At 67.1% G+C, this 23623-nt stretch carries 21 protein-coding genes and 1 tRNA gene; 13 read left to right on the top strand and 9 right to left on the bottom strand.

Annotated features, from left to right (window positions below; all coding sequences use genetic code 11):
• The first annotated feature begins 12 nt into the window (after nucleotides 1-12).
• Nucleotides 13-987 (top strand): thioredoxin-disulfide reductase, encoded by a 975-nt coding sequence (trxB, locus tag ACIHCQ_RS02855; RefSeq protein ID WP_399657129.1) that lies wholly within the window; start codon nucleotides 13-15, stop codon nucleotides 985-987.
• Nucleotides 988-1036: 49 nt separating this feature from the next.
• Complete coding sequence (gene trxA / locus ACIHCQ_RS02850; protein ID WP_399657127.1) at nucleotides 1037-1369, top strand: thioredoxin; 333 nt, start codon at nucleotides 1037-1039, stop codon at nucleotides 1367-1369.
• Nucleotides 1370-1456: 87 nt separating this feature from the next.
• Here trxA and ACIHCQ_RS02845 read toward each other — a convergent pair whose 3' ends face one another.
• The 9 genes from ACIHCQ_RS02845 to rpmH all read right to left on the bottom strand — a co-directional run bounded on the left by ACIHCQ_RS02845 (nucleotide 1457) and on the right by rpmH (nucleotide 8369).
• Nucleotides 1457-2074: a GNAT family N-acetyltransferase gene (locus tag ACIHCQ_RS02845; RefSeq protein ID WP_399657125.1), complete on the bottom strand. Its 618-nt coding sequence runs from the start codon at nucleotides 2072-2074 to the stop codon at nucleotides 1457-1459.
• Between the two features lie 307 nt (nucleotides 2075-2381).
• Nucleotides 2382-3479, bottom strand: a complete 1098-nt coding sequence (locus ACIHCQ_RS02840) for a ParB/RepB/Spo0J family partition protein (protein ID WP_399657123.1) — start codon at nucleotides 3477-3479, stop codon at nucleotides 2382-2384.
• A complete protein-coding gene (locus ACIHCQ_RS02835) occupies nucleotides 3476-4552 on the bottom strand; it encodes an AAA family ATPase (protein ID WP_399657121.1) in 1077 nt (358 codons plus the stop codon). Before ACIHCQ_RS02835 ends, ACIHCQ_RS02840 begins: the two co-directional genes overlap by 4 nt.
• Before the next feature lie 256 nt (nucleotides 4553-4808).
• On the bottom strand, nucleotides 4809-5525 hold the full coding sequence (rsmG, locus tag ACIHCQ_RS02830) for a 16S rRNA (guanine(527)-N(7))-methyltransferase RsmG (protein WP_399657119.1): 717 nt from the start codon (nucleotides 5523-5525) through the stop codon (nucleotides 4809-4811).
• A gap of 124 nt (nucleotides 5526-5649) precedes the next feature.
• Nucleotides 5650-6162: a protein jag gene (locus ACIHCQ_RS02825; RefSeq protein ID WP_399657117.1), complete on the bottom strand. Its 513-nt coding sequence runs from the start codon at nucleotides 6160-6162 to the stop codon at nucleotides 5650-5652.
• Between the two features lie 31 nt (nucleotides 6163-6193).
• Nucleotides 6194-7483, bottom strand: a complete 1290-nt coding sequence (gene yidC, locus ACIHCQ_RS02820; protein ID WP_399657115.1) for a membrane protein insertase YidC — start codon at nucleotides 7481-7483, stop codon at nucleotides 6194-6196.
• A gap of 3 nt (nucleotides 7484-7486) precedes the next feature.
• Nucleotides 7487-7846: a membrane protein insertion efficiency factor YidD gene (gene yidD, locus ACIHCQ_RS02815; RefSeq protein WP_399657113.1), complete on the bottom strand. Its 360-nt coding sequence runs from the start codon at nucleotides 7844-7846 to the stop codon at nucleotides 7487-7489.
• On the bottom strand, nucleotides 7843-8214 hold the full coding sequence (gene rnpA / locus ACIHCQ_RS02810; protein ID WP_399657111.1) for a ribonuclease P protein component: 372 nt from the start codon (nucleotides 8212-8214) through the stop codon (nucleotides 7843-7845). The genes yidD and rnpA overlap by 4 nt, the downstream gene beginning before the upstream one ends.
• 17 nt (nucleotides 8215-8231) lie before the next feature.
• Nucleotides 8232-8369: a 50S ribosomal protein L34 gene (gene rpmH, locus ACIHCQ_RS02805; RefSeq protein ID WP_030990579.1), complete on the bottom strand. Its 138-nt coding sequence runs from the start codon at nucleotides 8367-8369 to the stop codon at nucleotides 8232-8234.
• Between the two features lie 380 nt (nucleotides 8370-8749).
• Between rpmH and dnaA the strand changes: the two genes are divergently transcribed.
• From dnaA to ACIHCQ_RS02750, 11 genes are all read left to right on the top strand, one after another.
• A complete protein-coding gene (dnaA, locus tag ACIHCQ_RS02800) occupies nucleotides 8750-10555 on the top strand; it encodes a chromosomal replication initiator protein DnaA (RefSeq protein WP_399657109.1) in 1806 nt (601 codons plus the stop codon).
• Between the two features lie 835 nt (nucleotides 10556-11390).
• The gene (gene dnaN, locus ACIHCQ_RS02795; protein WP_399657107.1) at nucleotides 11391-12521 is read left to right on the top strand and encodes a DNA polymerase III subunit beta; all 1131 of its coding nucleotides are present in this window, start codon (nucleotides 11391-11393) and stop codon (nucleotides 12519-12521) included.
• A 158-nt stretch (nucleotides 12522-12679) separates the two neighbouring features.
• Nucleotides 12680-13558: a phosphogluconate dehydrogenase (NAD(+)-dependent, decarboxylating) gene (gene gnd / locus ACIHCQ_RS02790; protein WP_399657104.1), complete on the top strand. Its 879-nt coding sequence runs from the start codon at nucleotides 12680-12682 to the stop codon at nucleotides 13556-13558.
• 30 nt (nucleotides 13559-13588) lie between these two features.
• Entirely contained in the window at nucleotides 13589-14791 is a 1203-nt protein-coding gene (gene recF, locus ACIHCQ_RS02785; protein WP_399657102.1) for a DNA replication/repair protein RecF, read from the top strand.
• Complete coding sequence (locus tag ACIHCQ_RS02780; protein WP_399657100.1) at nucleotides 14788-15351, top strand: DUF721 domain-containing protein; 564 nt, start codon at nucleotides 14788-14790, stop codon at nucleotides 15349-15351. The genes recF and ACIHCQ_RS02780 overlap by 4 nt, the downstream gene beginning before the upstream one ends.
• A gap of 503 nt (nucleotides 15352-15854) precedes the next feature.
• Complete coding sequence (gene gyrB / locus ACIHCQ_RS02775) at nucleotides 15855-17921, top strand: DNA topoisomerase (ATP-hydrolyzing) subunit B (protein ID WP_399657098.1); 2067 nt, start codon at nucleotides 15855-15857, stop codon at nucleotides 17919-17921.
• A gap of 42 nt (nucleotides 17922-17963) precedes the next feature.
• The gene (gene gyrA / locus ACIHCQ_RS02770; RefSeq protein ID WP_399657096.1) at nucleotides 17964-20729 is read left to right on the top strand and encodes a DNA gyrase subunit A; all 2766 of its coding nucleotides are present in this window, start codon (nucleotides 17964-17966) and stop codon (nucleotides 20727-20729) included.
• Between the two features lie 88 nt (nucleotides 20730-20817).
• Nucleotides 20818-21393: a DUF3566 domain-containing protein gene (locus tag ACIHCQ_RS02765; RefSeq protein WP_399657593.1), complete on the top strand. Its 576-nt coding sequence runs from the start codon at nucleotides 20818-20820 to the stop codon at nucleotides 21391-21393.
• Between the two features lie 113 nt (nucleotides 21394-21506).
• Nucleotides 21507-21580: transfer RNA gene (locus tag ACIHCQ_RS02760), tRNA-Ile, on the top strand.
• Between the two features lie 214 nt (nucleotides 21581-21794).
• Entirely contained in the window at nucleotides 21795-21929 is a 135-nt protein-coding gene (locus ACIHCQ_RS02755) for a DLW-39 family protein (protein ID WP_003958712.1), read from the top strand.
• Nucleotides 21930-22163: 234 nt separating this feature from the next.
• On the top strand, nucleotides 22164-23609 hold the full coding sequence (locus ACIHCQ_RS02750) for a hypothetical protein (protein ID WP_399657094.1): 1446 nt from the start codon (nucleotides 22164-22166) through the stop codon (nucleotides 23607-23609).
• Nucleotides 23610-23623: the final 14 nt, after the last annotated feature.

The following is a 23623-nucleotide window of genomic DNA, read 5'->3' as shown; positions in this document are numbered from 1 at the left end:
AGGAAAAAACCCGTGAGCGACGTCCGTAACGTGATCATCATCGGGTCCGGGCCCGCCGGCTACACGGCCGCGCTCTATACCGCACGCGCATCTTTGCAGCCGCTGGTGTTCGAGGGCGCCGTCACCGCAGGCGGTGCGCTCATGAACACCACTGAGGTGGAAAACTTCCCCGGGTTCCGCGACGGGATCATGGGGCCGGACCTTATGGACAACATGCGGGCCCAGGCGGAGCGCTTCGGCGCCGAGCTGATCCCGGACGACGTCATCTCCGTCGACCTCACGGGTGAGATCAAGACGGTCACCGACACGGCGGGCACTGTTCACCGCGCCAAGGCCGTGATCGTCACCACCGGCTCACAGCACCGGAAGCTGGGACTGCCGAACGAGGACGCGCTCTCCGGGCGCGGCGTCTCCTGGTGCGCGACCTGTGACGGCTTCTTCTTCAAGGACCAGGACATCGCTGTAATCGGCGGCGGCGACACCGCAATGGAGGAGGCCACCTTCCTCTCCCGCTTCGCGAAGACCGTCACGATCGTCCACCGCCGCGATACCCTGCGCGCCTCCAAGGCCATGCAGGACCGCGCCTTCGCCGACCCGAAGATTTCCTTTGTGTGGGACAGCGAGGTCGCCGCGATCCACGGCGAGCAGAAGCTCACCGGTCTCACCCTGCGCAACACCAAGACGGGCGAGACGTCGGCGCTCCCGGTGACCGGCCTGTTCATCGCTGTGGGCCACGACCCGCGCACCGAGCTCTTCAAGGGTCAGCTCGACCTGGATGACGAGGGCTACGTACAGGTCGCCGCGCCGTCCACTCAGACCAATCTGACCGGTGTCTTCGCTGCGGGCGACGTCGTTGACCACACTTACCGCCAGGCCATCACCGCCGCAGGCACCGGCTGCTCCGCCGCCCTCGACTCCGAGCGCTACCTCGCCGCCCTCGCCGACCGGGAGAAGGCCGCAGAGCCGGAGAAGACCCCCGTGGTCTGAACTCCACCCTCCCCCTCCCCCCATCCCGCAGAGAAGTAAGGAGGCCGCCGTGGCCGGCGCCCTGAAGAACGTTACTGACGACACCTTCGAAGAGGATGTCCTCAAGAGCGACAAGCCCGTGCTGGTCGACTTCTGGGCCGCTTGGTGCGGTCCGTGCCGCCAGATCGCGCCGTCCCTGGAGGCCATCGCGGCCGAGTACGGCGACAATATCGAGGTCGTGAAGCTCAACATCGACGAGAACCCGGCTACCGCAGCCAAGTACGGCGTCATGTCCATCCCGACGCTGAACGTCTACCACCACGGCGAGGTCGCCAAGACCATCGTCGGCGCCAAGCCGAAGGCCGCGCTCATCCGCGACCTCGAGGGCTTCATCGGCGAGTAGTCACCCCACACTCACCGCTCCACCGTTTCACGTGAAACATGAATGAGCTCATCCTTGTCAGGGATGAGCTCATTCTCGCGTCAGGCCTCACAGTGGCCGCAGCGCCGGCTCCTTCTGCACGGCCCCGAGCAGCCGGTCCAGCGCCAGCTCCACGTCTTCCTTCCACGACAGCGTGGTCCGCAACTCCAGCCTCAGCCGGGGGTGCGTCGGATGCGGGCGCACGGTCTTGAAGCCCACAGCCAGCAGATGGTCGGCAGGCAGCACACAAGCCGGTTCCTTCCAGCGGGCGTCACCGAAGGCCTCGATCGCCCGGAATCCCCGCCGCAGCAGATCCTTGGCAACCGTCTGGACGATCACCCGGCCGAGCCCCTGCCCCTGATAGCCCGGAACGATCCAAGCGGTCATCAGCTGCACGGCATCCGCAGACACAGGGCTCGTCGGAAAAGCGGTGGAGCGCGGCACGTATGCCGGAGGCGCATAGAGAACGAAGCCGACCGGCACCTCGTCGACATAGACGACCCGGCCACAGGAGCCCCACTCCAGCAGCACAGCAGAAATCCAGGCTTCCTTCTCCAGTTCCGGCGTGCCCGCTTTTACCGCGGCTTCTCCGCTGACCGGATCAAGTTCCCAGAAGACACACGTGCGACAGCGCTTGGGAAGGTCCGAAACGTTGTCCAGCGTGAGCGGTGCAAGCCGACGCCCCATGAAAGCTCTTCCTCGCTTCCTTCGCCTGCCGCGTTACGAGCAGCCGTCAGCGCGCTCCGCTCCCGGAGCAGGCTGCTGACAAAACCGCCCACTGCCCCCAGGCCCAAGCCAGCTGTCACCAGCTGACTGCGGCTCACCGATCGCATGGCCCTCGCCCTCTCTCTGAGGTGGATCAAGGTGGATGCGCCGTACCAGAACGCATCGTATCCACACAGCCCCGGCACGGGTAGCGCACAACGCCAAAGGGCGGACCGTATTCCGGCAGTCACCGGACACGACCCACCCCTGGCGGCAATTACGGAAGGCCTCAGCCTTCGTCGTCCTCTGAGTGCTCTTCGCCCAATCCCGTTTCCAGAACCCGCCCTTCACCAGGGGCGAGGGTGCCGAGGATCCGCTCCAGGTCGTCCATCGAAGCGAACTCGACGACGATCTTTCCCTTCTTCTGGCCGAGGTCGACCTTCACCCGGGTCTCGAACCGGTCCGAAAGTCGCGAGGCCAGATCGGTGAGCGCCGGCGCCAGCCGGGCGCCGGCCCGTGGACTCTTCGGCTTGGACGCGCTCTTGGGGTTCGCGTTGATCAGGGTCACGATCTCTTCGATCGCTCGCACCGACAGTCCTTCGGCGACAATCTTGTGCGCAAGCCGGTTCTGCTCCTCGGAGTCCTCCACGGAGAGCAGCGCCCGTGCATGACCCGCCGACAGGACCCCGGCGGCAACTCTGCGCTGAACCTTCGGCGAGAGGCGCAGCAGCCGGAGTGTGTTGGACACCTGCGGACGCGAGCGCCCGATCCGGTCGGCCAGCTGATCATGGGTGCAGTTGAAGTCCTTGAGCAGCTGGTCGTAGGCGGCAGCTTCTTCCAGCGGGTTCAGCTGAGCGCGGTGCAGGTTCTCCAGCAGCGCGTCCAGAAGGAGCTTCTCGTCGTCCGTATCCCGCACGATCGCGGGAATCCGCTCCAGACCGGCCTCACGGCAGGCCCGCCAGCGGCGCTCGCCCATGATGAGCTCGTACCGCTCGGTCCCCATCCGCCGTACGACGACGGGCTGGAGAAGCCCCACTTCCTGGATGGACGTGACCAGCTCCGCGAGGGCGTCCTCGTCGAACACCTCACGTGGCTGGCGCGGGTTGGGCGTGATGGCATCGAGCGGCAACTCGGCGAAGTACGCGCTGGCCGACTCCGGGGGCTGTGGTTCCGCCTCAGGCACCGGCACGGGCGTGATCGCCTCGGACCCGACGGGCGTCGCTGGCAGCAGCGCCACCTTGGCCGCCGCCACACCGCGTTCCGCGGTCAGTACCGGAATCGCTCCCGGGGAGGTCGAAGGCCCGGCTGAAGGCGCCGTCTTCTCCTGGGGAGCAGCAGGGATCAGCGCACCGAGCCCACGTCCCAATCCTCTGCGTCGCTCACTCACTGGGTCCCCTCCGACATGTTCTGCTGACTGTTCTGGCTGCCCCTGGGGGCATGGAGCGGGTCGTAGTGAACCCCGACCCCGCGCAGCGCGATCTCGCGGGCCGCCTCAAGATACGACAGGGATCCGCTGGAACCCGGATCGTAGGTCAGTACCGTCTGTCCATAGCTCGGCGCCTCCGAAATACGCACCGAGCGGGGGATGTTCGTCCGCAGCACTTCCTCACCGAAGTGGCTGCGCACCTCGTCCGCCACCTGCGAGGCGAGCCTGGTCCGGCCGTCGTACATGGTGAGCAGAATCGTGGACACATGCAGCGTGGGGTTGAGATGCCCGCGCACCAGGTCCACGTTCCGCAGCAGTTGGCCCAATCCCTCCAGCGCGTAGTACTCGCACTGGATGGGGATCAGCACCTCCGCCCCAGCGACCAGCGCGTTGACGGTCAGCAGACCGAGCGACGGCGGGCAGTCGATGAGGATGTAGTCCAGCGGCTGCTCATAGGCCTGAATCGCCCGCTGGAGTCGACTCTCCCGCGCCACCAGCGACACCAGCTCGATCTCCGCACCGGCGAGATCGATGGTGGCGGGGGCGCAGAAGAGACCTTCGACGTCCGGGACAGGCTGGACCACCTCGGAGAGCGGCCTGCTCTCCACCAGGACGTCATAGATCGAGGGAACTTCGGCGTGGTGATCGATACCCAGCGCCGTCGAGGCATTGCCCTGTGGATCGAGGTCGACCACCAGAACCCGCGCGCCGTGCAGCGCGAGCGAGGCCGCGAGGTTCACTGTGGTTGTGGTTTTGCCCACGCCGCCCTTCTGGTTGGCGACGACCATGATGCGTGTCTGCTCAGGCCGGGGCAGCCCCTCGCCGGCCCGCCCCAGCGCCTCCACGGCCAGCTGGGCAGCACGGCCAATGGGGGTGTCGTCCATCGGGGGCGGTGTTTCACGTGAAACATCCTCTCCCAAGGGCTCGGTACGGGGACCGGGGACCGGATCGGTCATCGGTCCCGCGATCTCGGCGTCGGACCGCAAGGATTCACTCTCCTCGGCTTCAGGCTCGCAATGAACAGAGCCTGCCATGCTTTCGGGGTCGTGAACCACCGAGGCCCGTGGTTCTGTGGACGAATCCACCTCTGTGGACAATCCCGTAGCCCTCGCGAGTGGCTTACGGTCCCGCGTCGGGGCGGCAGCACGGCCGCGACTGATGATTCCATGCAGCAGTGAGCGACGTTTCACGTGAAACACGATGCATGGGGTCCAGGACTACCGCCGCACGACACTCCGCGATGCATACGTATGGCAGCTTGTATGGAGCGTCGCTGATAGGCAGTACGGATCAGCGTCGGCGACGGGTACGGCTGGTCCTGGCCGCCTTGGCTCGCTTGGCCGCGAAGCGCACCCCTCCGGGGCTCTCCCCGACCTCCACACGCACCACCGTGGCCAGTGGGTCGACAATCCCCTCGCCGACATGCAGCACTGAGGTCTCCACCACACCGAGCTTGCTCAGCGCGGCACGCGCTCCCTGAAGCTCCTCCTCGGCGGTGTCGCCCTTCAGTGCCAGCATCTCTCCGTAGGGCCGCAGCAGCGGCACTCCCCAGCCCGCCAGCCGGTCCAGCGGCGCCACGGCGCGTGCCGTCACGACATGCACCGGCGGCAGCTTCCCGAGCACTTCTTCGGCCCGGCTCCGGACCACGGTCACATGGTCCAGACCCAACAGCTCGACCACTTCCTGGAGGAAGTTCGTCCGCCGCAGCAGCGGCTCAAGGAGCGTGATCTTCAGGTCCGGGCGTACCAGCGCCAACGGGATGCCGGGGAGACCGGCTCCTGAGCCCACATCGCAGACCGTGACACCCTCGGGCACGACCTCGGAGAGCACGGCGCAGTTCAGCAGATGCCGCTCCCACAGCCGAGGCACCTCACGGGGACCGATCAGGCCGCGCTTGACCCCCGCGTCAGCGAGCAGCTCCGCGTACCGCACGGCCTCCGGAAGGAACTCTCCAAATACCGTCCGGGCCTCATCGGGCGCTGGGGGAAGCTCTGCTGCCTCCGTCACGGGAACCGTCCTTCCGTACGCACTTACGCAATGTGGACTGTGGTGGCCGACCGTTCGGACCGACCATCAGGCTGACGAAGATCGGCCCCGTCTGTGAACAGACGGGGCCGAGAATCGATGGGGGTCAGGCAGGGAGTACGACGACGAAGCGCTGCGGCTCCTCGCCCTCGGACTCACTGCGCAGACCTGCGGCTGCGACCGCGTCATGCACGACCTTGCGCTCGAAAGGCGTCATGGGGTCCATCTTCACCGGCTCGCCGGTGCTCTTCACCTCATTGGCGGCCTTGGCTCCGAGCTCGGCGAGCTCTGTACGCTTCCTGGCCCGGAATCCGGCGATGTCCAGCATCAGCCGACTGCGGTCCCCGGTCTCCCGGTGCACTGCGAGCCGCGTCAGCTCCTGGAGGGCCTCCAGGACCTCGCCGTCGCGGCCCACAAGCTTCTGCAGATCCCCGCCGGCCCCCTCGCTGATGATCGAGACCGCAGCCCGGTCGGCCTCGACGTCCATGTCGATGTCGCCGTCGAGATCGGCGATGTCGAGCAGGCCTTCAAGGTAGTCGGCGGCGATCTCCCCTTCCTGCTCAAGGCGGGTCAGGGTGTCGCCGGGCTCGGCGGCGGCGGAGGTGGTGCCTTCCGTCACGGATGGACTCCTTCTTGACTTCTTTGAACGCTTACTTCTTGGACGACGGGTGCTTGGGCCGCTGTGGGCCCTTGCGCTGTCCGGACTTCTTGGGCTGCTGGCGGGCAGACCCGGAGGCGGGCTTGCCCGCGGGCTGGGACTTGTCGTCCGCCCCGGAGCCCCCGGCGGGTTCTTCCTTGCTCAGCGAGGGCTTCTTCGCCTCGGAGTCGGTGGCCTCGTGGCTCTTGGTTCCACCCGGATGGGCACTGGCGGACTGACGCTTCGCCTTGGTCTGACGCCTGGGCTGCTGCCGCTTCTGCCCGGCGCCGCCCTCCGCCTCCGCGACAGCGGTGTCACTCTTGGCCACTGTGCCGTCCTCCTGGGCCGCGAGACCCGCCTTGGCCAGACCGGTGATGAACTTGCGCTCATTGTCGTTGCGGTCCGTGCCCTTGGCGACAATCGACTGGATGACAGCGCGCTTACGGCGCGAACGCACCTCGCCGCGGGCGGTGACGGTCTTCAGCAGCCGCTGGAGGTAGCTGTCCTGGGCCTTGCTGCCCGGGGTGGGGTTCTGGCTGATCACGTACATCTGCTGGCCCATGGTCCACACGTTGGTGGTCAGCCAGTAGACGAGGACACCGACGGGGAAGTTGATGCCCATCACGGCGAAGATCACCGGGAAGATGTACATCAGCATCTTCTGCTGCTGCATGTACGGCGTCTTGACCGTCAGGTCGACGTTCTTCTGCATCAGCTGGCGCTGCGTGTAGAACTGCGACGCCGACATCATGATGATCATGATCGCGGTGACGATGCGCACATCGGTCAGCGAGGCATCGAGGCCTCCGACCTTCTCAGCGCTGTCCATGAACTTCGCGGCCAGCGGAGCGCCGAAGATGTGCGCCTCACGCGCGCTGTTCAGCAGCGACTGGTCGATTACACCGACTTCCTTGTTGCTCGCGATGCTGGAGAGCACGTGGTAGAGCGCGAAGAAGAACGGTGACTGCGCGAGGATCGGAAGGCACGAGGAGAGCGGGTTGGTGCCCGTCTCCTTGTACAGCTTCATCATCTCTTCGGACTGACGCTGCTTGTCGCTCTTGTAGCGCTCCTGGATCGCCTTCATCTTCGGCTGGAGCGCCTGCATGTTCCGTGTCGACTTGATCTGCTTCACAAAGAGCGGGATCAGGCAGATCCGGATCAGGACCACCAGCGACACGATGGACAGTCCCCATGCCCAGCCACTGTTGGCGCCGAAAACAGCTCCGTACAGCGAGTGGAACTGGACGATGACCCACGACACAGGTGTGGTGATAAAGCTGAAGAGACTGGCAATCGTGTCCACTAATCAGGCTCCTTGAGCATTGGGCGAAGTCTCTGCGGCCGGGCTCGGGGGTTCGGGAGCCGACGCCCCGAACGGCACATCAGCGGCGGAGTAACCGCCCTTGCTGCCGCGCAAGGCGTCGCGCAGCATTTCGTGCCATCGCGGGCGCTTGCGCGCGGGCACATGGTCGACACCGCCCGGCGACCACGGATTGCACCGCAGGATGCGCCAGGCGGTCAGAGCAGTGCCCTTCACCGCGCCATGTCGGTCGATGGCCGTGAATCCGTAGTGCGAACACGACGGGTAGTACCTGCAGACAGGGCCCAGCAGTGGGCTGATCGTCCACTGATACAGCTTGATCAGAGCCAGCAGCGGGTACTTCATCGCGCGCCCCCTCCCAGCAGCCGCTGCAGAGCGGCGTCCAGGTCTCGGGCCAGCTGTGCATAGTCGGCGTCGCCCGCGCCGGGCAGCGCCCGTACGACCACCAGGCTACCGGGGGGCAGCGCGGCGAGCCGGTCGCGTATGAGGTGGCGGAGTCTTCGCTTGACCTTGGTGCGTATGACCGCTCCGCCCACGGCCTTGCTTACAACGAAACCCGCACACGTCGGGGGAGCGCTCTCCCCAGGCGCGTGCGGGTCCGTTGCACCGCTGCGTAGATGGACGACGAGTAGCGGGCGACCAGCCCTGCGTCCTCGGCGTACCGCGGTAGCGAAGTCCTCGCGCCGCCTCAGCCGATTCTCGGTAGGCAGCACGTCATGACCTGTAACGATCAGGCGGACAGACGGGAGCGACCCTTGCCACGGCGGGTCGCCAGGATCGCGCGGCCGGCACGGGTCCGCATACGCAGCCGGAAGCCGTGGGTCTTGGCGCGACGACGGTTGTTCGGCTGAAAGGTGCGCTTGCTCACTCGGGGGCTCCAGAAATGATTCGTAGATGGCGGGCACATCGCCTGGCTGTCACCGTGCGCCCACGAGAAGCTCGCGTATACGCCCGAGTGCACCGCTTCACGACCACAGACCGTGATCATTGCCCATCGGAGGCAGGCGGCAGCAGCCATCGACAACTCGACCTGGTCACGGTACGCGCGGCTGGGCCATCCGGTCAAACCAGACCGGTGGCCAGACCGGTGACAAGGTCCACTATGCACAGGCTGTGGACAACAACTTGAACCACGGCGGTCGGCCTGACTACCGTGGCTGAACTCCGATTTTGCTTTTCTGCCTGTCTTCCCATCCCTTCCCGAGAACCACACCTTCGTGGGACGGGACCTGTGAGAGAGCGTGCCTTGTGGCTGATGTACCTGCCGATCTTGCCGCAGTGTGGCCACGAGTTCTGGAGCATCTCCTCACGGAGGGCCAGCAGGGCGTCGAGCCGAAGGACAAGCAGTGGATCGAGCGCTGCCAGCCACTCGCACTGGTGGCCGACACCGCTCTGCTCGCCGTCCCCAACGAATGGGGCAAGCGCGTCCTGGAGGGCAGGCTCGCGCCCCTGATCAGCGAGACCCTCAGCCGTGAGTGCGGCCGCACGATCCGGATCGCGATCACCGTCGACGATTCCGTGGGTGAGCCCGCCTCCTCGCAGCCGCCGTCCGCCGGGCAGCAGTCGCAGGCCCCCCGCTATCAGGGCCCGCTCCACGACGAGCAGCGGCAGGACGACCGCGACCGCTACGAGACGTACGGACACCGGCCCGGCGACGACGGACTGCCGACGGCCCGCCCTGCCTACCCCGAATACCAGCAGCATCAGCAGCAGCGACCCGAACCCGGCGCCTGGCCGCGCTCCCAGGAGGACCTGTCCTGGCAGCAGCAGCGGCTCGGTGGTTTCCAGGACCGCGATCAGTCCGCTGACCAGTGGCGCGAGCCCTACGGCACCTCCCGGCCGCACCAGCAGCAGCACGACTACCGGCAGCCGCAACCGCCCGAACGCCAGCAGTACGAGCAGCGCCGGCCGGAGCGCCACGACCTTCCCGACGACCGTCAGCCCCAGCACCGCAGGGTCGCCGGAGGCGCTCCCGGCCCGCTGGGCGCGCGGCCCTCGCCGGCGCCCGGCCCCGGGGAGCCACAGGCCCGCCTCAACCCGAAGTACCTCTTCGACACCTTCGTCATCGGCGCGTCAAACCGGTTCGCGCACGCCGCGGCCGTCGCGGTCGCCGAGGCTCCCGCCAAGGCGTACAACCCGCTGTTCATCTACGGGGAGTCGGGGCTCGGCAAGACCCACCTGCTGCATGCCATCGGGCACTACGCGCGCAGCCTGTACCCCGGCACGCGGGTGCGGTATGTGAGCTCGGAGGAGTTCACCAACGAGTTCATCAACTCCATCCGCGACGGCAAGGGAGACACGTTCCGCAAGCGCTACCGGGATGTGGACATCCTGCTGGTCGACGACATCCAGTTCCTGGCGAGCAAGGAGTCGACCCAGGAGGAGTTCTTCCACACCTTCAATACGCTCCACAACGCCAACAAGCAGATCGTGCTGTCCTCGGACCGGCCGCCCAAGCAGCTGGTGACGCTGGAGGACCGGCTGCGCAACCGCTTCGAGTGGGGTCTGACCACCGACGTACAGCCGCCGGAGCTGGAGACGCGGATCGCGATCCTCCGCAAGAAGGCGGTGCAGGAGCAGCTCAACGCCCCGCCGGAGGTGCTGGAGTTCATCGCGTCCCGGATCTCGCGCAACATCCGCGAACTGGAGGGGGCGCTGATCCGGGTCACTGCCTTCGCGAGTCTGAACCGGCAGCCGGTGGATCTCGGCCTCACCGAGATCGTGCTGAAGGACCTGATTCCGGGCGGCGAGGACTCGGCTCCCGAGATCACCGCCAGCGCCATCATGGCGGCGACCGCCGACTACTTCGGACTGACGGTGGAGGACCTCTGCGGCTCCTCACGGAGCCGGGTGCTGGTGACGGCACGCCAGATCGCCATGTACCTGTGCCGTGAGCTCACCGACCTGTCGCTGCCGAAGATCGGTGCGCAGTTCGGCGGCCGGGACCATACGACCGTGATGCACGCGGACCGCAAGATCCGCGCGCTGATGGCCGAGCGGCGCTCCATCTACAACCAGGTCACCGAGCTCACCAACCGCATCAAGAACGGCTGACACGGCCGATACGGCCGACGAAGAAGCCTTCGAGGGCGCCCCGGGACACCGTCCCGGGGCGCCCTTCGTCGTTCCGTACCGCGCCGTATGCCCACCGGTGTTCGAATACGCGTCGGCAGGGAGGTGTTCTCCACAGTTGCGCGGCCGATCTCCCGTCCACAGCCTGGGGACTGCGAAGTTGTCCAGATAGTGTCCACAGATGCGATTGCCGAGACTTGATCACACCAGGTCAGCCGCTTGTGGATTTGTGGCCAAGCTTCCTCCACAGGCTGTGGACAGAGAAACCGTCCACAAGGCGTGATCAAGGTTGTCCACCGCCGCCCCACAGGCGGAGCCACGTTGCCCACAGCTTCTCCACAGCCCTGTCCACTGTTCGGCAACGAAACACCTGAGCTCACTGGGTCGAGTGAAAGGCGTCACACCAATGAGGCCGGTTGGGCTGTGGGGAACCCGGGTAAAGCTGGGGACAGCCCTGGGGAGAAGTGCCCTCAAGCTGTGCATGGGGTGTGCAGAACTTTCCGGCGTCCACAGAACGCACCGGTTGTCCACCGGCTGCGCCCACAGGCCCAGTGGACAAAAAACCGGGCCTGACCTGCGAATATGACGTTATCCACCGTTTCCACAGGCCCTACTACTACTCCCACTTAGAGTTACCGGGAAATTCGCTTAGAAGTGGGTCCTGTGCACAACTCGGCTCCGCGGCTCCGATCGCCTCTTGCCTCGACTTGACCCGACTCGCACCGACTGTCGGCGGCGTACGTCAGACTGGTCACCGGCGACACAGCCGACGACGAAGGCCAGCAGGGCAAGCCAGCAACAGCAGGAGGCGGTTCCGGTGAAGATCCGGGTGGAGCGCGATGTACTCGCTGAGGCGGTGGCCTGGGTGGCCCGCAGCCTCCCGGCCCGACCGCCGGCGCCCGTACTTGCGGGCCTTCTTCTGAAGGCGGAGGACGGCGCCCTCAGCTTCTCGAGCTTCGACTACGAGGTCTCGGCACGCGTCTCGGTCGAGGCGGACGTGGACGAGGACGGCACCGTTCTCGTTTCCGGCCGCCTGCTCGCCGATATCTGCCGTGCCCTGCCCAACCGGCCGGTGGAGATTTCCACAGACGGTGTGCGAGCGACCGTGGTCTGCGGCTCCTCGCGCTTCACACTCCACACGCTGCCTGTGGAGGAGTACCCGGCGCTGCCGGAGATGCCGACCGCGACCGGCACCGTGCCCGGCGAGATCTTCGCCGCCGCCGCCGCGCAGGTCGCCATCGCCGCGGGCCGCGACGACACGCTCCCCGTCCTCACCGGCGTACGCATCGAGATCGAGGGCGACTCCGTCACCCTGGCGTCCACCGACCGCTACCGCTTCGCGGTCCGCGAGTTTCTGTGGAAGCCGGAAGAGCCGGGCATCTCCGCTGTGGCGCTGGTGCCCGCCAAGACGCTGCTGGACACTGCCAAGGCGCTGACCAGCGGTGACACGGTCACGATTGCGCTCTCCGGCTCGGGTAAGGGCGAGGGCCTGATCGGTTTCGAGGGGGCTGGGCGGCGGACGACGACCCGGCTGCTCGAAGGTGATCTGCCGAAGTACCGCACGCTGTTCCCCACCGAGTTCAACTCGATCGCCGTCATCGAGACCGCGCCGTTCGTCGAGGCCGTCAAGCGCGTGGCCCTCGTCGCCGAGCGGAACACACCGGTGCGGCTCAGCTTCGAGCAGGGCGTGCTGATCCTGGAGGCCGGTTCCAGCGACGACGCACAGGCTGTGGAGCGCGTCGACGCGAACCTGGAGGGCGACGACATCTCGATCGCCTTCAACCCGACGTTCCTGCTCGACGGCCTGAGCGCCATCGATTCGCCGGTCGCCCAGCTGTCCTTCACGACCTCCACCAAGCCCGCGCTGCTGAGCGGCAGGGCGGCGGCGGATGCCGAGGCGGACGAGGCGTACAAGTACCTGATCATGCCGGTGCGCCTGTCCGGCTGAGCCCGGACAACCGACGGGCTGATCGACGGCCTGCTCTTCACTGCTCACGCCCGAGCAGGAAGAGCAGGCCCGAACAGGCCCGTCGCGCCGTACGTAACCGGCCCGGCGTAGGCTCGAAGCCGGGTACGAATCGGCATACAACGCTTAAGGAAATTGTGATGGAGCTCGGTCTCGTCGGCCTCGGCAAGATGGGCGGCAATATGCGTGAGCGCATCCGCCGCGCAGGCCACACCGTCATCGGCTACGACCGCAACCCGGACCTCGCCGATGTCCACAACCTGTCGGAGCTTGTGGACAAGCTGAAGGGCCCGCGGGTCGTGTGGGTGATGGTCCCGGCCGGCGCCGCGACCCAGGCCACCGTTGACGAGCTCGCCGAGCTGCTCCAGCCGGGCGACGTGGTGGTCGACGGCGGGAATTCCCGCTGGACGGACGACGAGAAGCACGCGGTGGAGCTCGGCATCAAGGGCATAGGCTTTGTCGACTGCGGCGTCTCCGGCGGCGTATGGGGCCTGGAGAACGGCTATGCGCTGATGTACGGCGGTGACGCCGAGAACGTCGCCAAGGTCCAGCCCATATTGGACGCGCTCAAGCCCGAGGGCGACTTCGGCTCGGTCCACGCGGGCAAGGTCGGCGCCGGCCACTTCGCGAAGATGGTCCACAACGGCATCGAGTACGCCATGATGCAGGCCTACGCCGAGGGCTGGGAGCTTCTGCAGAAGGTCGACTCCGTCACCGATGTGCGCGAGGTCTTCCGCTCCTGGCAGGAGGGCACGGTCATCCGTTCCTGGCTGCTCGACCTGGCGGTCAACGCCCTGGACGAGGACGAGGACCTGAAGAAGCTGCGCGGTTACGCGGAGGACTCCGGCGAGGGCCGGTGGACCGTGGAAGCGGCCATCGACCACGCCGTGCCGCTGCCCGCGATCACCGCGTCGCTGTTCGCGCGGTTCACGTCCCGCCAGGACGACTCCCCGCAGATGAAGATGATCGCCGCGCTGCGCAACCAGTTCGGCGGCCACGCGGTCGAGAACACGAAGTAGCTCCGATCCGGGGGAGGTCTGCGTACAACCATGCACGTCACGCATTTGTCGCTGGCCGACTTCCGCTCGTACGCCCGGGTCGAGGTCCCTCTCGATCCGGGCGTCACCGTGTTCGTGGGGGCGAACGGGCAGGGCAAGACCAATCTGGTCGAGGCTGTCGGCTATCTCGCGACGCTGGCCAGCCACCGGGTCTCGTCGGACGCCCCGCTCGTACGGATGGGGGCGGAGCGGGCCGTCATCCGCGCCGCCGTCACCCAGGGCGAACGCTCCCAGCTGATCGAGCTCGAACTCAACCCGGGGAAGGCGAACCGGGCCCGCATCAATAGATCTTCGCAGGTCAGACCCCGTGATGTGCTGGGGATAGTGCGCTCGGTGATGTTCGCGCCGGAGGATCTGGCGCTGGTGAAGGGCGATCCGGGCGAGCGGCGGCGGTTCCTCGACGAGCTGATCACCGCGCGGTCGCCGAGGATGGCGGGGGTGCGGTCGGACTACGACCGCGTGCTCAAGCAGCGCAACACCCTGCTGAAGTCCGCCGCGATGGCGCGGCGTCACGGCGCGCGCGCGGCGGGAGCTTCCGGGACGAAGACCGGCGGGGCGGATCTGTCCACGCTGGACGTGTGGGATCAGCATCTGGCGCGGGTGGGGGCGGAGCTGCTGGCGCAGCGGCTGGACCTGATCGCGGCGTTGCAGCCGCTGGCGGACAAGGCGTACGAGCAGCTGGCGCCCGGGGGCGGTCCCGTCTCTCTGGAGTACCGTTCCTCCTCCTCTTCCGCAGTGGGGGACGGGGCCGGGGATGCCGGCGATATGGATCTGGGCGCGGTCTCCGCGCATGGACGCGAGGAGCTGTACGCCCAGCTGATGGGCGCGTTCGCGGAGGTGCGCAAGCAGGAGATCGAGCGGGGCGTGACGCTGGTCGGGCCGCACCGCGACGACCTGGTGCTGCGGCTGGGGCCGATGCCTGCGAAGGGATACGCCAGCCATGGCGAGTCCTGGTCGTACGCACTGGCGCTGCGCCTCGCCTCGTACGACCTGCTGCGGGCCGAGGGCAATGAGCCGGTGCTGGTCCTGGACGATGTCTTCGCCGAGCTGGACGTACGGCGGCGCGAGCGGCTGGCGGAGCTGGTGGCTCCGGGCGAGCAGGTGCTGGTGACGGCGGCGGTCGAGGACGATGTGCCAAGGGTGCTGGCGGGGACGCGGTACTCGGTGGCCGCCGGAGAGGTGGAGCGGGTATGAGCAGCGAGAAGCCGGAGGGAACCTCCGGGTCCGGGCCGGCGGAGCCGGTGAAGGCGCCCGAGTCCTCGGGGGTCGACCTGGCGCGCGTCGCACTGCGCGCGGCGAAGGAACAGGCGAAGGCGCGCGGCGCGGCGGTCCAGCAGAAGAAGCAGGCCCGGCGGGGTGGCGGGCTGCGCTCGGGGTCCGGGGCGGACGGACGCGATCCGCTGCCGCTGGGTGCGGCGATCAACCGGCTGATCACGGAGCGCGGCTGGGAGACGCCCGCGGCCGTGGGCGGGGTGATGGGGCGCTGGCCGCAGATCGTCGGCCCCGATCTGGCGAACCACTGCATGCCGGAGAAGTACGACGAGGACGAGCGCGTGCTGACGGTGCTCTGCGACTCGACAGCGTGGGCGACGCAGTTGCGGCTGCTGGCGCCGCGGCTGGTGGCGCGGCTGAACGAGGACCTGGGGCAGGGGACCGTAAAGCTGATCAAGGTGTTCGGGCCGGGTGGGCCGCGGCCCAGCTATGGGCGGCTGCGGGCGCCGGGGAGCGTGGGCCCGGGGGACACGTACGGCTGAGGCGTGGTTCCCCGGGTTCCCCCGAGGGCGCCCGGGTTCCCCCGGGTTCCGGGCCCCCAGGGGTTCGCCCCCGAGCTCCGGTTCCGGGTTCCGGGTTCCCCTGCGTCCTCCGGTTCGTCTGCTGCGCCCGCGCCGCTGCGCCCCCGCACGCGCCTTCGCGCCGCTGGACATGGACGCCTCGCCCCACGCGCACCCCCTGAGCACCGCCCTGCGTGCCTCCCTCTGAGCAGGACGAGCCAGGCAAAAACGCGCGTGACACATGAGGTGTCCCTCACGGTAGCCAGTGCTTGACAGGCCGAAGCGCTCAACGCCCGCGTGAGCCCCTTGAAGCCCCATCCCGGATATGGGGAGTCGAACCATCAGGGTTGAGGGCGGCACATGCGGACTCAGCTACCGGCAAACCCCCATTCGGGTCGGCCGTACCGGTAGACTGGCAGACAATCCCGCCCACTCGCGGAACATGTCGAAGACGCAGCCGCTCCCGCCTGCCCGGAGAACGGCTTGTGCTGTGCCAGAAAGGGCGCTTCGTGGCCGATTCCGGCAACCCCAACGAGAACATTCCGTCCACTTCTGCCGGCGGGCACGGCGAGGTCACAGCCTCGTACAACGCCAGCGCGATCACCGTCCTCGAGGGTCTGGACGCGGTCCGCAAGCGCCCCGGCATGTACATCGGCTCGACCGGTGAGCGTGGACTCCATCACCTTGTGTACGAGGTCGTCGACAACTCCGTCGACGAGGCCCTCGCCGGGCATGCGACCACCATCGACGTCACCATCCTGGCCGACGGCGGCGTACGCGTGGTCGACAACGGTCGTGGCATCCCGGTGGACATCGTCCCGTCCGAGAACAAGCCCGCCATCGAGGTCGTGCTCACCGTTCTGCACGCCGGCGGCAAGTTCGGCGGCGGCGGCTACGCCGTCTCCGGTGGTCTGCACGGTGTCGGCGTATCCGTCGTCAACGCCCTGTCGTCCAAGGTCGCGGTCGAGGTCAAGCGCGACGGCTACCGCTGGACGCAGGACTACAAGCTCGGCGTCCCGACCGCGCCGCTCGCCCGTAACGAGCCCACGGATGAGACCGGCACCACCGTGACGTTCTGGGCCGACGCGGACATCTTCGAGACGACCGAGTACTCCTTCGAGACGCTCTCCCGCCGTTTCCAGGAGATGGCCTTCCTCAACAAGGGCCTGACCCTGACGTTGACGGACGAGCGCGAGTCGGCCAAGGCCACCGCGGGCGCGGACACCGCCGAGGAGGTCCCCGAGGACCAGGTGGTCCGTACCGTCAAGTACTTCTACGAAGGCGGCATTGTCGACTTCGTCAAGTACCTGAACTCGCGCAAGGGTGAGCTGATCCACCCGACGGTCATCGACGTCGAGGCCGAGGACAAGGAGCGGATGCTCTCGGTCCAGATCGCGATGCAGTGGAACTCGCAGTACACCGAGGGCGTGTACTCCTTCGCGAACACCATCCACACGCATGAGGGCGGTACGCACGAGGAGGGCTTCCGTGCGGCGATGACGGGCCTGGTCAACCGGTACGCGCGCGAGAAGAAGTTCCTGCGCGAGAAGGACGACAACCTGGCCGGCGAGGACATTCGCGAGGGTCTGACGGCGATCATCTCCATCAAGCTGGGCGAGCCGCAGTTCGAGGGCCAGACCAAGACCAAGCTGGGCAACACCGAGGCGAAGACCTTCGTCCAGAAGGTCGTGCACGAGCACCTCAACGACTGGTTCGACCGCAACCCCACGGAGGCCGCGGACATCATCCGCAAGGCCATCCAGGCACAGACGGCACGTGTCGCGGCCCGCAAGGCGCGTGACCTGACCCGGCGCAAGGGCCTGCTGGAGTCGGCTTCACTGCCGGGCAAGCTCAGCGACTGCCAGTCGAACGACCCGACGATGTGCGAGATCTTCATCGTCGAGGGTGACTCCGCCGGCGGCTCGGCGAAGTCCGGCCGTAACCCGATGTACCAGGCGATCCTGCCCATCCGCGGCAAGATCCTGAACGTCGAGAAGGCCCGGATCGACAAGATCCTCCAGAACACCGAGGTCCAGGCGCTGATCTCGGCCTTCGGCACCGGAGTCCACGAGGACTTCGGCATCGAGAAGCTCCGCTATCACAAGATCATTCTGATGGCGGACGCCGACGTCGACGGCCAGCACATCAACACCCTGTTGCTGACCTTCCTCTTCCGCTTTATGCGGCCGCTGGTCGAGGCGGGGCACGTCTACCTCTCGCGCCCGCCTCTGTACAAGATCAAGTGGGGCCGCGAGGACTTCGAGTACGCGTACTCGGACCGGGAGCGCGACGCCCTGATCGAACTGGGCAAGCAGCACGGCAAGCGGGTCAGGGATGACGCGATCCAGCGCTTCAAGGGTCTTGGCGAGATGAACGCCGAAGAGCTGCGCATCACCACGATGGACGTTGATCACCGCGTTCTCGGCCAGGTCACCCTGGACGACGCGGCGCAGGCCGACGACCTCTTCTCGGTGCTGATGGGCGAGGACGTCGAGGCGCGGCGCTCGTTCATCCAGCGCAATGCCAAGGACGTCCGCTTCCTCGACATCTGAGTCGGTCCGTCGCTGACCGCTTCGAAAGGATTTTGACCAGCAATGGCCGACGAGAACACCCCCGCCGTACCTGGCATCCCCGCCACCCCCGTCACTCCTGGCACTCCCGCTCTCACGCAGGAGGAGGAGCGGGCGCTGCGGATCGAGCCGGTCGGGCTCGAAACCGAGATGCAGCGCTCGTATCTCGACTACGCGATGTCCGTCATCGTCTCGCGTGCGCTGCCCGACGTACGGGACGGCCTCAAGCCCGTCCACCGGCGCGTGCTCTACGCGATGTACGACGGGGGCTACCGGCCCGAGAAGGGCTTCTACAAGTGCGCCCGCGTCGTCGGTGACGTTATGGGCACGTACCACCCGCACGGTGACTCCTCGATCTACGACGCGCTCGTCCGTCTGGCGCAGCCGTGGTCGATGCGTATGCCGCTGGTGGACTCCAACGGAAACTTCGGCTCCCCGGGGAACGACCCCGCCGCGGCCATGCGCTACACCGAGTGCAAGCTGAAGCCGCTCTCCATGGAGATGCTCCGGGACATCGACGAGGAGACCGTCGACTTCCAGGACAACTACGACGGCCGCAACCAGGAGCCGACGGTCCTGCCGGCGCGCTTCCCGAACCTGATGGTCAATGGCTCGGCGGGCATCGCGGTCGGCATGGCGACCAACATCCCGCCGCACAACCTGCGCGAGGTCGCGGCCGGCGCGCAGTGGGCGCTGGAGCACCCCGAGGCCACTCATGAGGAGCTGCTCGACGCCCTCATGGAGCGGATCAAGGGCCCCGACTTCCCGAGCGGCGCGCTGGTCGTGGGCCGCAAGGGCATCGAGGAGGCGTACCGCACCGGTCGTGGCTCGATCACGATGCGCGCGGTGGTCGAGGTCGAGGAGATCCAGAACCGCCAGTGCCTGGTGGTCACGGAACTGCCGTACCAGACGAACCCCGACAATCTCGCACAGAAGATTGCCGACCTGGTGAAGGACGGCAAGATCGGCGGAATCGCGGACGTACGGGACGAGACGAGCTCTCGGACCGGGCAGCGGCTCGTCATCGTGCTGAAGCGGGACGCGGTCGCCAAGGTCGTGCTGAACAACCTCTACAAGCACACCGATTTGCAGACAAACTTTGGCGCGAACATGTTGGCGCTGGTCGACGGTGTGCCGCGCACGCTCTCGATCGACGCGTTCATCCGGCACTGGGTGACGCACCAGATCGAGGTCATCGTCCGGCGTACGAAGTTCCGCCTGCGCAAGGCGGAGGAGCGGGCGCACATTCTGCGCGGTCTGCTCAAGGCGCTGGACTCGATCGACGAGGTCATCGCGCTGATCAGGCGCAGTGACACGGTCGAGATCGCGCGCGAGGGCCTGATGGGTCTGCTCTCGATCGACGAGATCCAGGCCAACGCGATCCTGGAGATGCAGCTGCGCCGGCTGGCGGCCCTGGAGCGCCAGAAGATCGTCGCCGAGCACGACGAACTGCAGGCCAAGATCAACGAGTACAACATCATCCTTGCCTCTCCCGAGAGGCAGCGGCAGATCGTCGGCGAGGAACTGGCGGTGATCGTCGAGAAGTTCGGCGACGACCGGCGTTCCAAGTTGGTGCCCTTCGACGGCGACATGTCCATGGAGGACCTGATCGCCGAGGAGGACATCGTCGTCACCATCACGCGTGGCGGCTATGTGAAGCGTACGAAGACGGACGACTACCGCTCGCAGAAGCGCGGCGGGAAGGGCGTACGCGGTACGAAGCTGAAGGAAGACGACATCGTCGACCACTTCTTCGTCTCCACGACGCACCACTGGCTGCTGTTCTTCACCAACAAGGGCCGGGTCTACCGGGCGAAGGCGTACGAGCTGCCCGACGCCGGGCGGGACGCGCGCGGTCAGCACGTCGCCAACCTGCTGGCCTTCCAGCCGGACGAGGAGATCGCCGAGATTCTGGCGATCCGCGACTACGACGCCGCTCCGTACCTGGTGCTCGCCACCAAGGGCGGTCTGGTGAAGAAGACCGCGCTGAAGGACTATGACTCGCCGCGGTCGGGTGGTGTCATCGCGATCAACCTCCGGGAGACCGATGGTGACGCCGAAGGCGGCGTCGAGGGCGCCGCGGACGAGCTGATCGGCGCGGAGCTGGTGTCGGCGGAGGATGATCTGCTGCTCATCAGCAGGAAGGCGCAGTCGATCAGGTTCACCGCGACGGACGACGCGCTGAGGCCGATGGGGCGTGCGACGTCGGGTGTGAAGGGGATGAGTTTCCGTGAGGGAGACGAACTCCTCTCGATGAATGTCGTCCGGCCGGGTACGTTCGTGTTCACGGCTACGGATGGTGGGTACGCGAAGCGGACCGCTGTGGATGAATATCGCGTCCAGGGTCGTGGTGGTCTTGGCATCAAGGCTGCCAAGATCGTGGAAGACCGCGGTTCGCTGGTGGGTGCTCTGGTGGTCGAGAAGACGGATGAGATCCTTGCCATCACTCTCGGTGGTGGTGTGATTCGTACGCGAGTCAATGAAGTCAGGGAGACTGGCCGTGACACCATGGGCGTTCAACTGATCAACCTGGGCAAGCGCGATGCCGTCGTCGGTATCGCTCGTAACGCCGAGGCCGGTCGCGAGGCCGAAGAGGTCGAAGGAACCGAAGAGATCGAGGCAACCGAAGAGGCCAACGAGACCTCAGAGGTTTCAGAGATCTCAGAGGTTGGCGAGGCCGCTCAGGTCGTGCGGACCGAAGAGGGCAATGGGACCGACGAAGCCGGCGTAGAGACGGCTGAGACGGCAGTCGAGGGCAGTCAGTCCTCGGCCGGGGAGCACGAGGAGTAAGAGCGTGAGTGGAGCCACGGGCGCCGAATCGGCCGCTTCCGAAGCGAACGGTGCCCGTGGCCCTGCCGCGGACTCCCAGGGGGTTACGGTGACGGACACCCGGGGGCCCAAGCCCCCGTACGAGACGTATGGCGGCGCGCAGCCGGCGCCGCAGCAGCCGAGCGCGCAGCCGTACCATCCGCCTCAGGCGTATCCATCGCCGCAGGGCGTGGGCGCTGCGCAGGGTGGCGGACAGCAGGCGGCTGCGGCTGCTGCTGTGCGCAGACCGCGGACAGGGGCGAGTACGACGCCGCGCACGCGCAAGGCACGGCTGCGGGTGGCCAAGGCCGACCCGTGGTCGGTGATGAAGGTCAGTTTCCTGCTCTCCATCGCGCTGGGCATCTGCACGGTGATCGCGGCGGCGGTGCTGTGGATGGTCATGGACGCGATGGGGGTCTTCTCCACAGTCGGCGGGACGATCAGCGAGGCGACCGGCTCCAATGAGAGCAATGGCTTCGATCTTCAGTCGTTCCTTTCGCTGCCGCGGGTGCTGGTCTTCACGTCGGTCATCGCGGTGATCGATGTGGTGCTGGCCACGGCGCTGGCGACGCTCGGCGCCTTCATCTACAACCTCTCCGCCGGATTTGTGGGCGGCGTCGAGCTCACGCTGGCGGAAGACGAGTGAGTTGCGAGTGAGTTGCGGGTGAGGCAGGAGTGAGGCGCGGGCGGGGCGGACAACCGATTTTGGGACTGGCCCCGACGTGCGCTAATCTTCATGAGTCAGCGCACAAGCGCGGCGGGGCTATAGCTCAGTTGGTTAGAGCGCATCCCTGATAAGGATGAGGCCACAGGTTCAAATCCTGTTAGCCCCACAGTTGTGGTTGTTCGGCCCGGACAGGGATTCTCTGTCCGGGCCGAACGCTTTATCGGGCCCGGAGTTGGCTCGTAGGTGGCGCCGAGTCCGCCCGGAGTCCGCCCCGAGTCCGCCGGGAGTCAGTGCCCGCGCAGGTCACCGATCGGTATCGGTCGGTGTGTATAGTCGGGCGCCAGAAGTCCTCGAACGTCAAGGAAAGACGAGGTCGCGCGGTGAAGAAGCTTCTCCTGGTCGCACTGGCCGCCATCGGCGGGCTCCTCGTGTACCGCCAGATCCAGGCGGATCGCGCCGAGCAGGATCTGTGGACGGAGGCGACCGACTCCGTGCCCGCAGGTTCGGGTGTGTGAGACGCAGCAGTTCTTGTCATGAGCCCCGGTCGCTGAAGCGGCCGGGGCTTCGTGATGCCCCGAGCCGGTGATTCTTATTTCCCGGTTTCGCAGCTGCCAGGCCGCGATAATTCCGGTTGTGAGTTCGCCCCCGCAAATAAACAAGTTGCTATAGCAACCGCGTGTGGCGAAGTACGGGAAGGGCACCGCCGCGCAGACAGCGGAGTGAGTGCCGGGGCAGGATGGACCGACATCATGAGCGGACACGGCTACGGCTGCACCTACGTACTCAGCAACTACGTACTCAACAAGGAGAAGCGCGTGACGAGGGGGCGCGACAGGGGCTGGGTGGGCCAGGTGGCGGCGGCCTGCCTGGCGGCGATGTGTGCGGTGGCGGCGCTGCCCGGGCAGGCGTGGGCAGCCGGTGAGCCCCATCCGTACGAATTCGACAGCGCGGTAAAGCCCGTTGAGGGTGCGGCGGTCAACAGCGCCGGGCCGACCCTGAACGCCGGATCGGCGTACAAGGACTCGATCAAGCCGGGCGAGAAGCGCTACTACCGTGTGAATCTCGACGCCGAGACCCATGCGTACATCTCGGCGGTGGCTGTTCCGGGACTGGATGCCAAGCTCGCGTACGCGGACGAGCTCGAGGTGACCATCGAGGACCGCTCGGGCTCCCGGTGCGGTAACGACGACGCTCGGTTCGGCTCCGGCGCGTACTCCAGGCCGGTCGCCGCGTACGCCGACCGCACGATCGACGAAAACAGCCGCACCTGTCAGGAGGCGGGCCCGTACTTCGTACTTCTGGAGCGGTCCGGTCCGGACACGTCCTCGCAGGATCCGTGGGATGTCGAGATCCGCTTCGCGTCCGAGCCCGGACTGACACAGTCCGCTCCGACCGCCGCGCCCGAGAACTGGCCCTCCGCCTCCCCCGCGCCGCCCGCGGGAAGCCCGGAGAAGCGTCATGGCGGCACGAGCTTCAACGACGCCACCAGCATTGAGCAGGGCGAGTGGCAGGACGAGATCGCGCCGGGCCAGACGCTCTTCTACCGGGTGCCGGTGGACTGGGGACAGCAGATCTTCGCCAGCGCCGATCTCGGCACCAGCACGGTGAGCAGGGCGCCCGACGGCCGGGGCAGCGGCAGCAACGCCATGCAGCTGACGCTGCACAACCCGGCCCGTGGGTACGTCGGGGACGGTTCGAGCGTGTACTACGACGGCAAGCAGGAGTCGACCGCGCTGGATCCGCTTCCTCCGGTGGCGTACGAGAACCGGTACGGGTCCGGCGACGCCGTCGAAGCCATGCGGTTCGCCGGCTGGTACTACCTGTCTGTCTCGCTCAACCCGAAGGTCGCCGAGGGGTTCGGGGAGGCGGCGCTCCTGCTGACCCTGCGGGTGAACATCGAGGGCCGGGCGAAGGGTGCTCCGGCGTACGCGGGGCCCGCGGGGGACTTCGAGGTCACGCAGGACGACCGGGACGCGGCCGGCAGCGGGAAGAGCGCGCCGGAGGCGGCGAAGAGCGACACGATGGAACTGGTAGCCGCGGCGGGGATCGGCGCCGGGACCGTGCTGGTGCTGGGGCTGGGGGTGTGGACGCTGGTCGCGCGGCGGCGGGCCGCTGCCGGTGCTGCGGATGCTGCCGCTGGTGCCGATGCTGTGATGCCGGGCCCCGGGCAGTACGGGCCGCCGCCGGCCAGATAGCTCGGAGGGGGCGT

It is taken from the genome of Streptomyces sp. NPDC052236, from assembly GCF_044548015.1.
Taxonomy (GTDB): domain Bacteria; phylum Actinomycetota; class Actinomycetes; order Streptomycetales; family Streptomycetaceae; genus Streptomyces.
The sequence above is the reverse complement of the archived record's forward strand: the minus strand, read 5'-3'. Positions and strand labels throughout refer to the sequence as shown.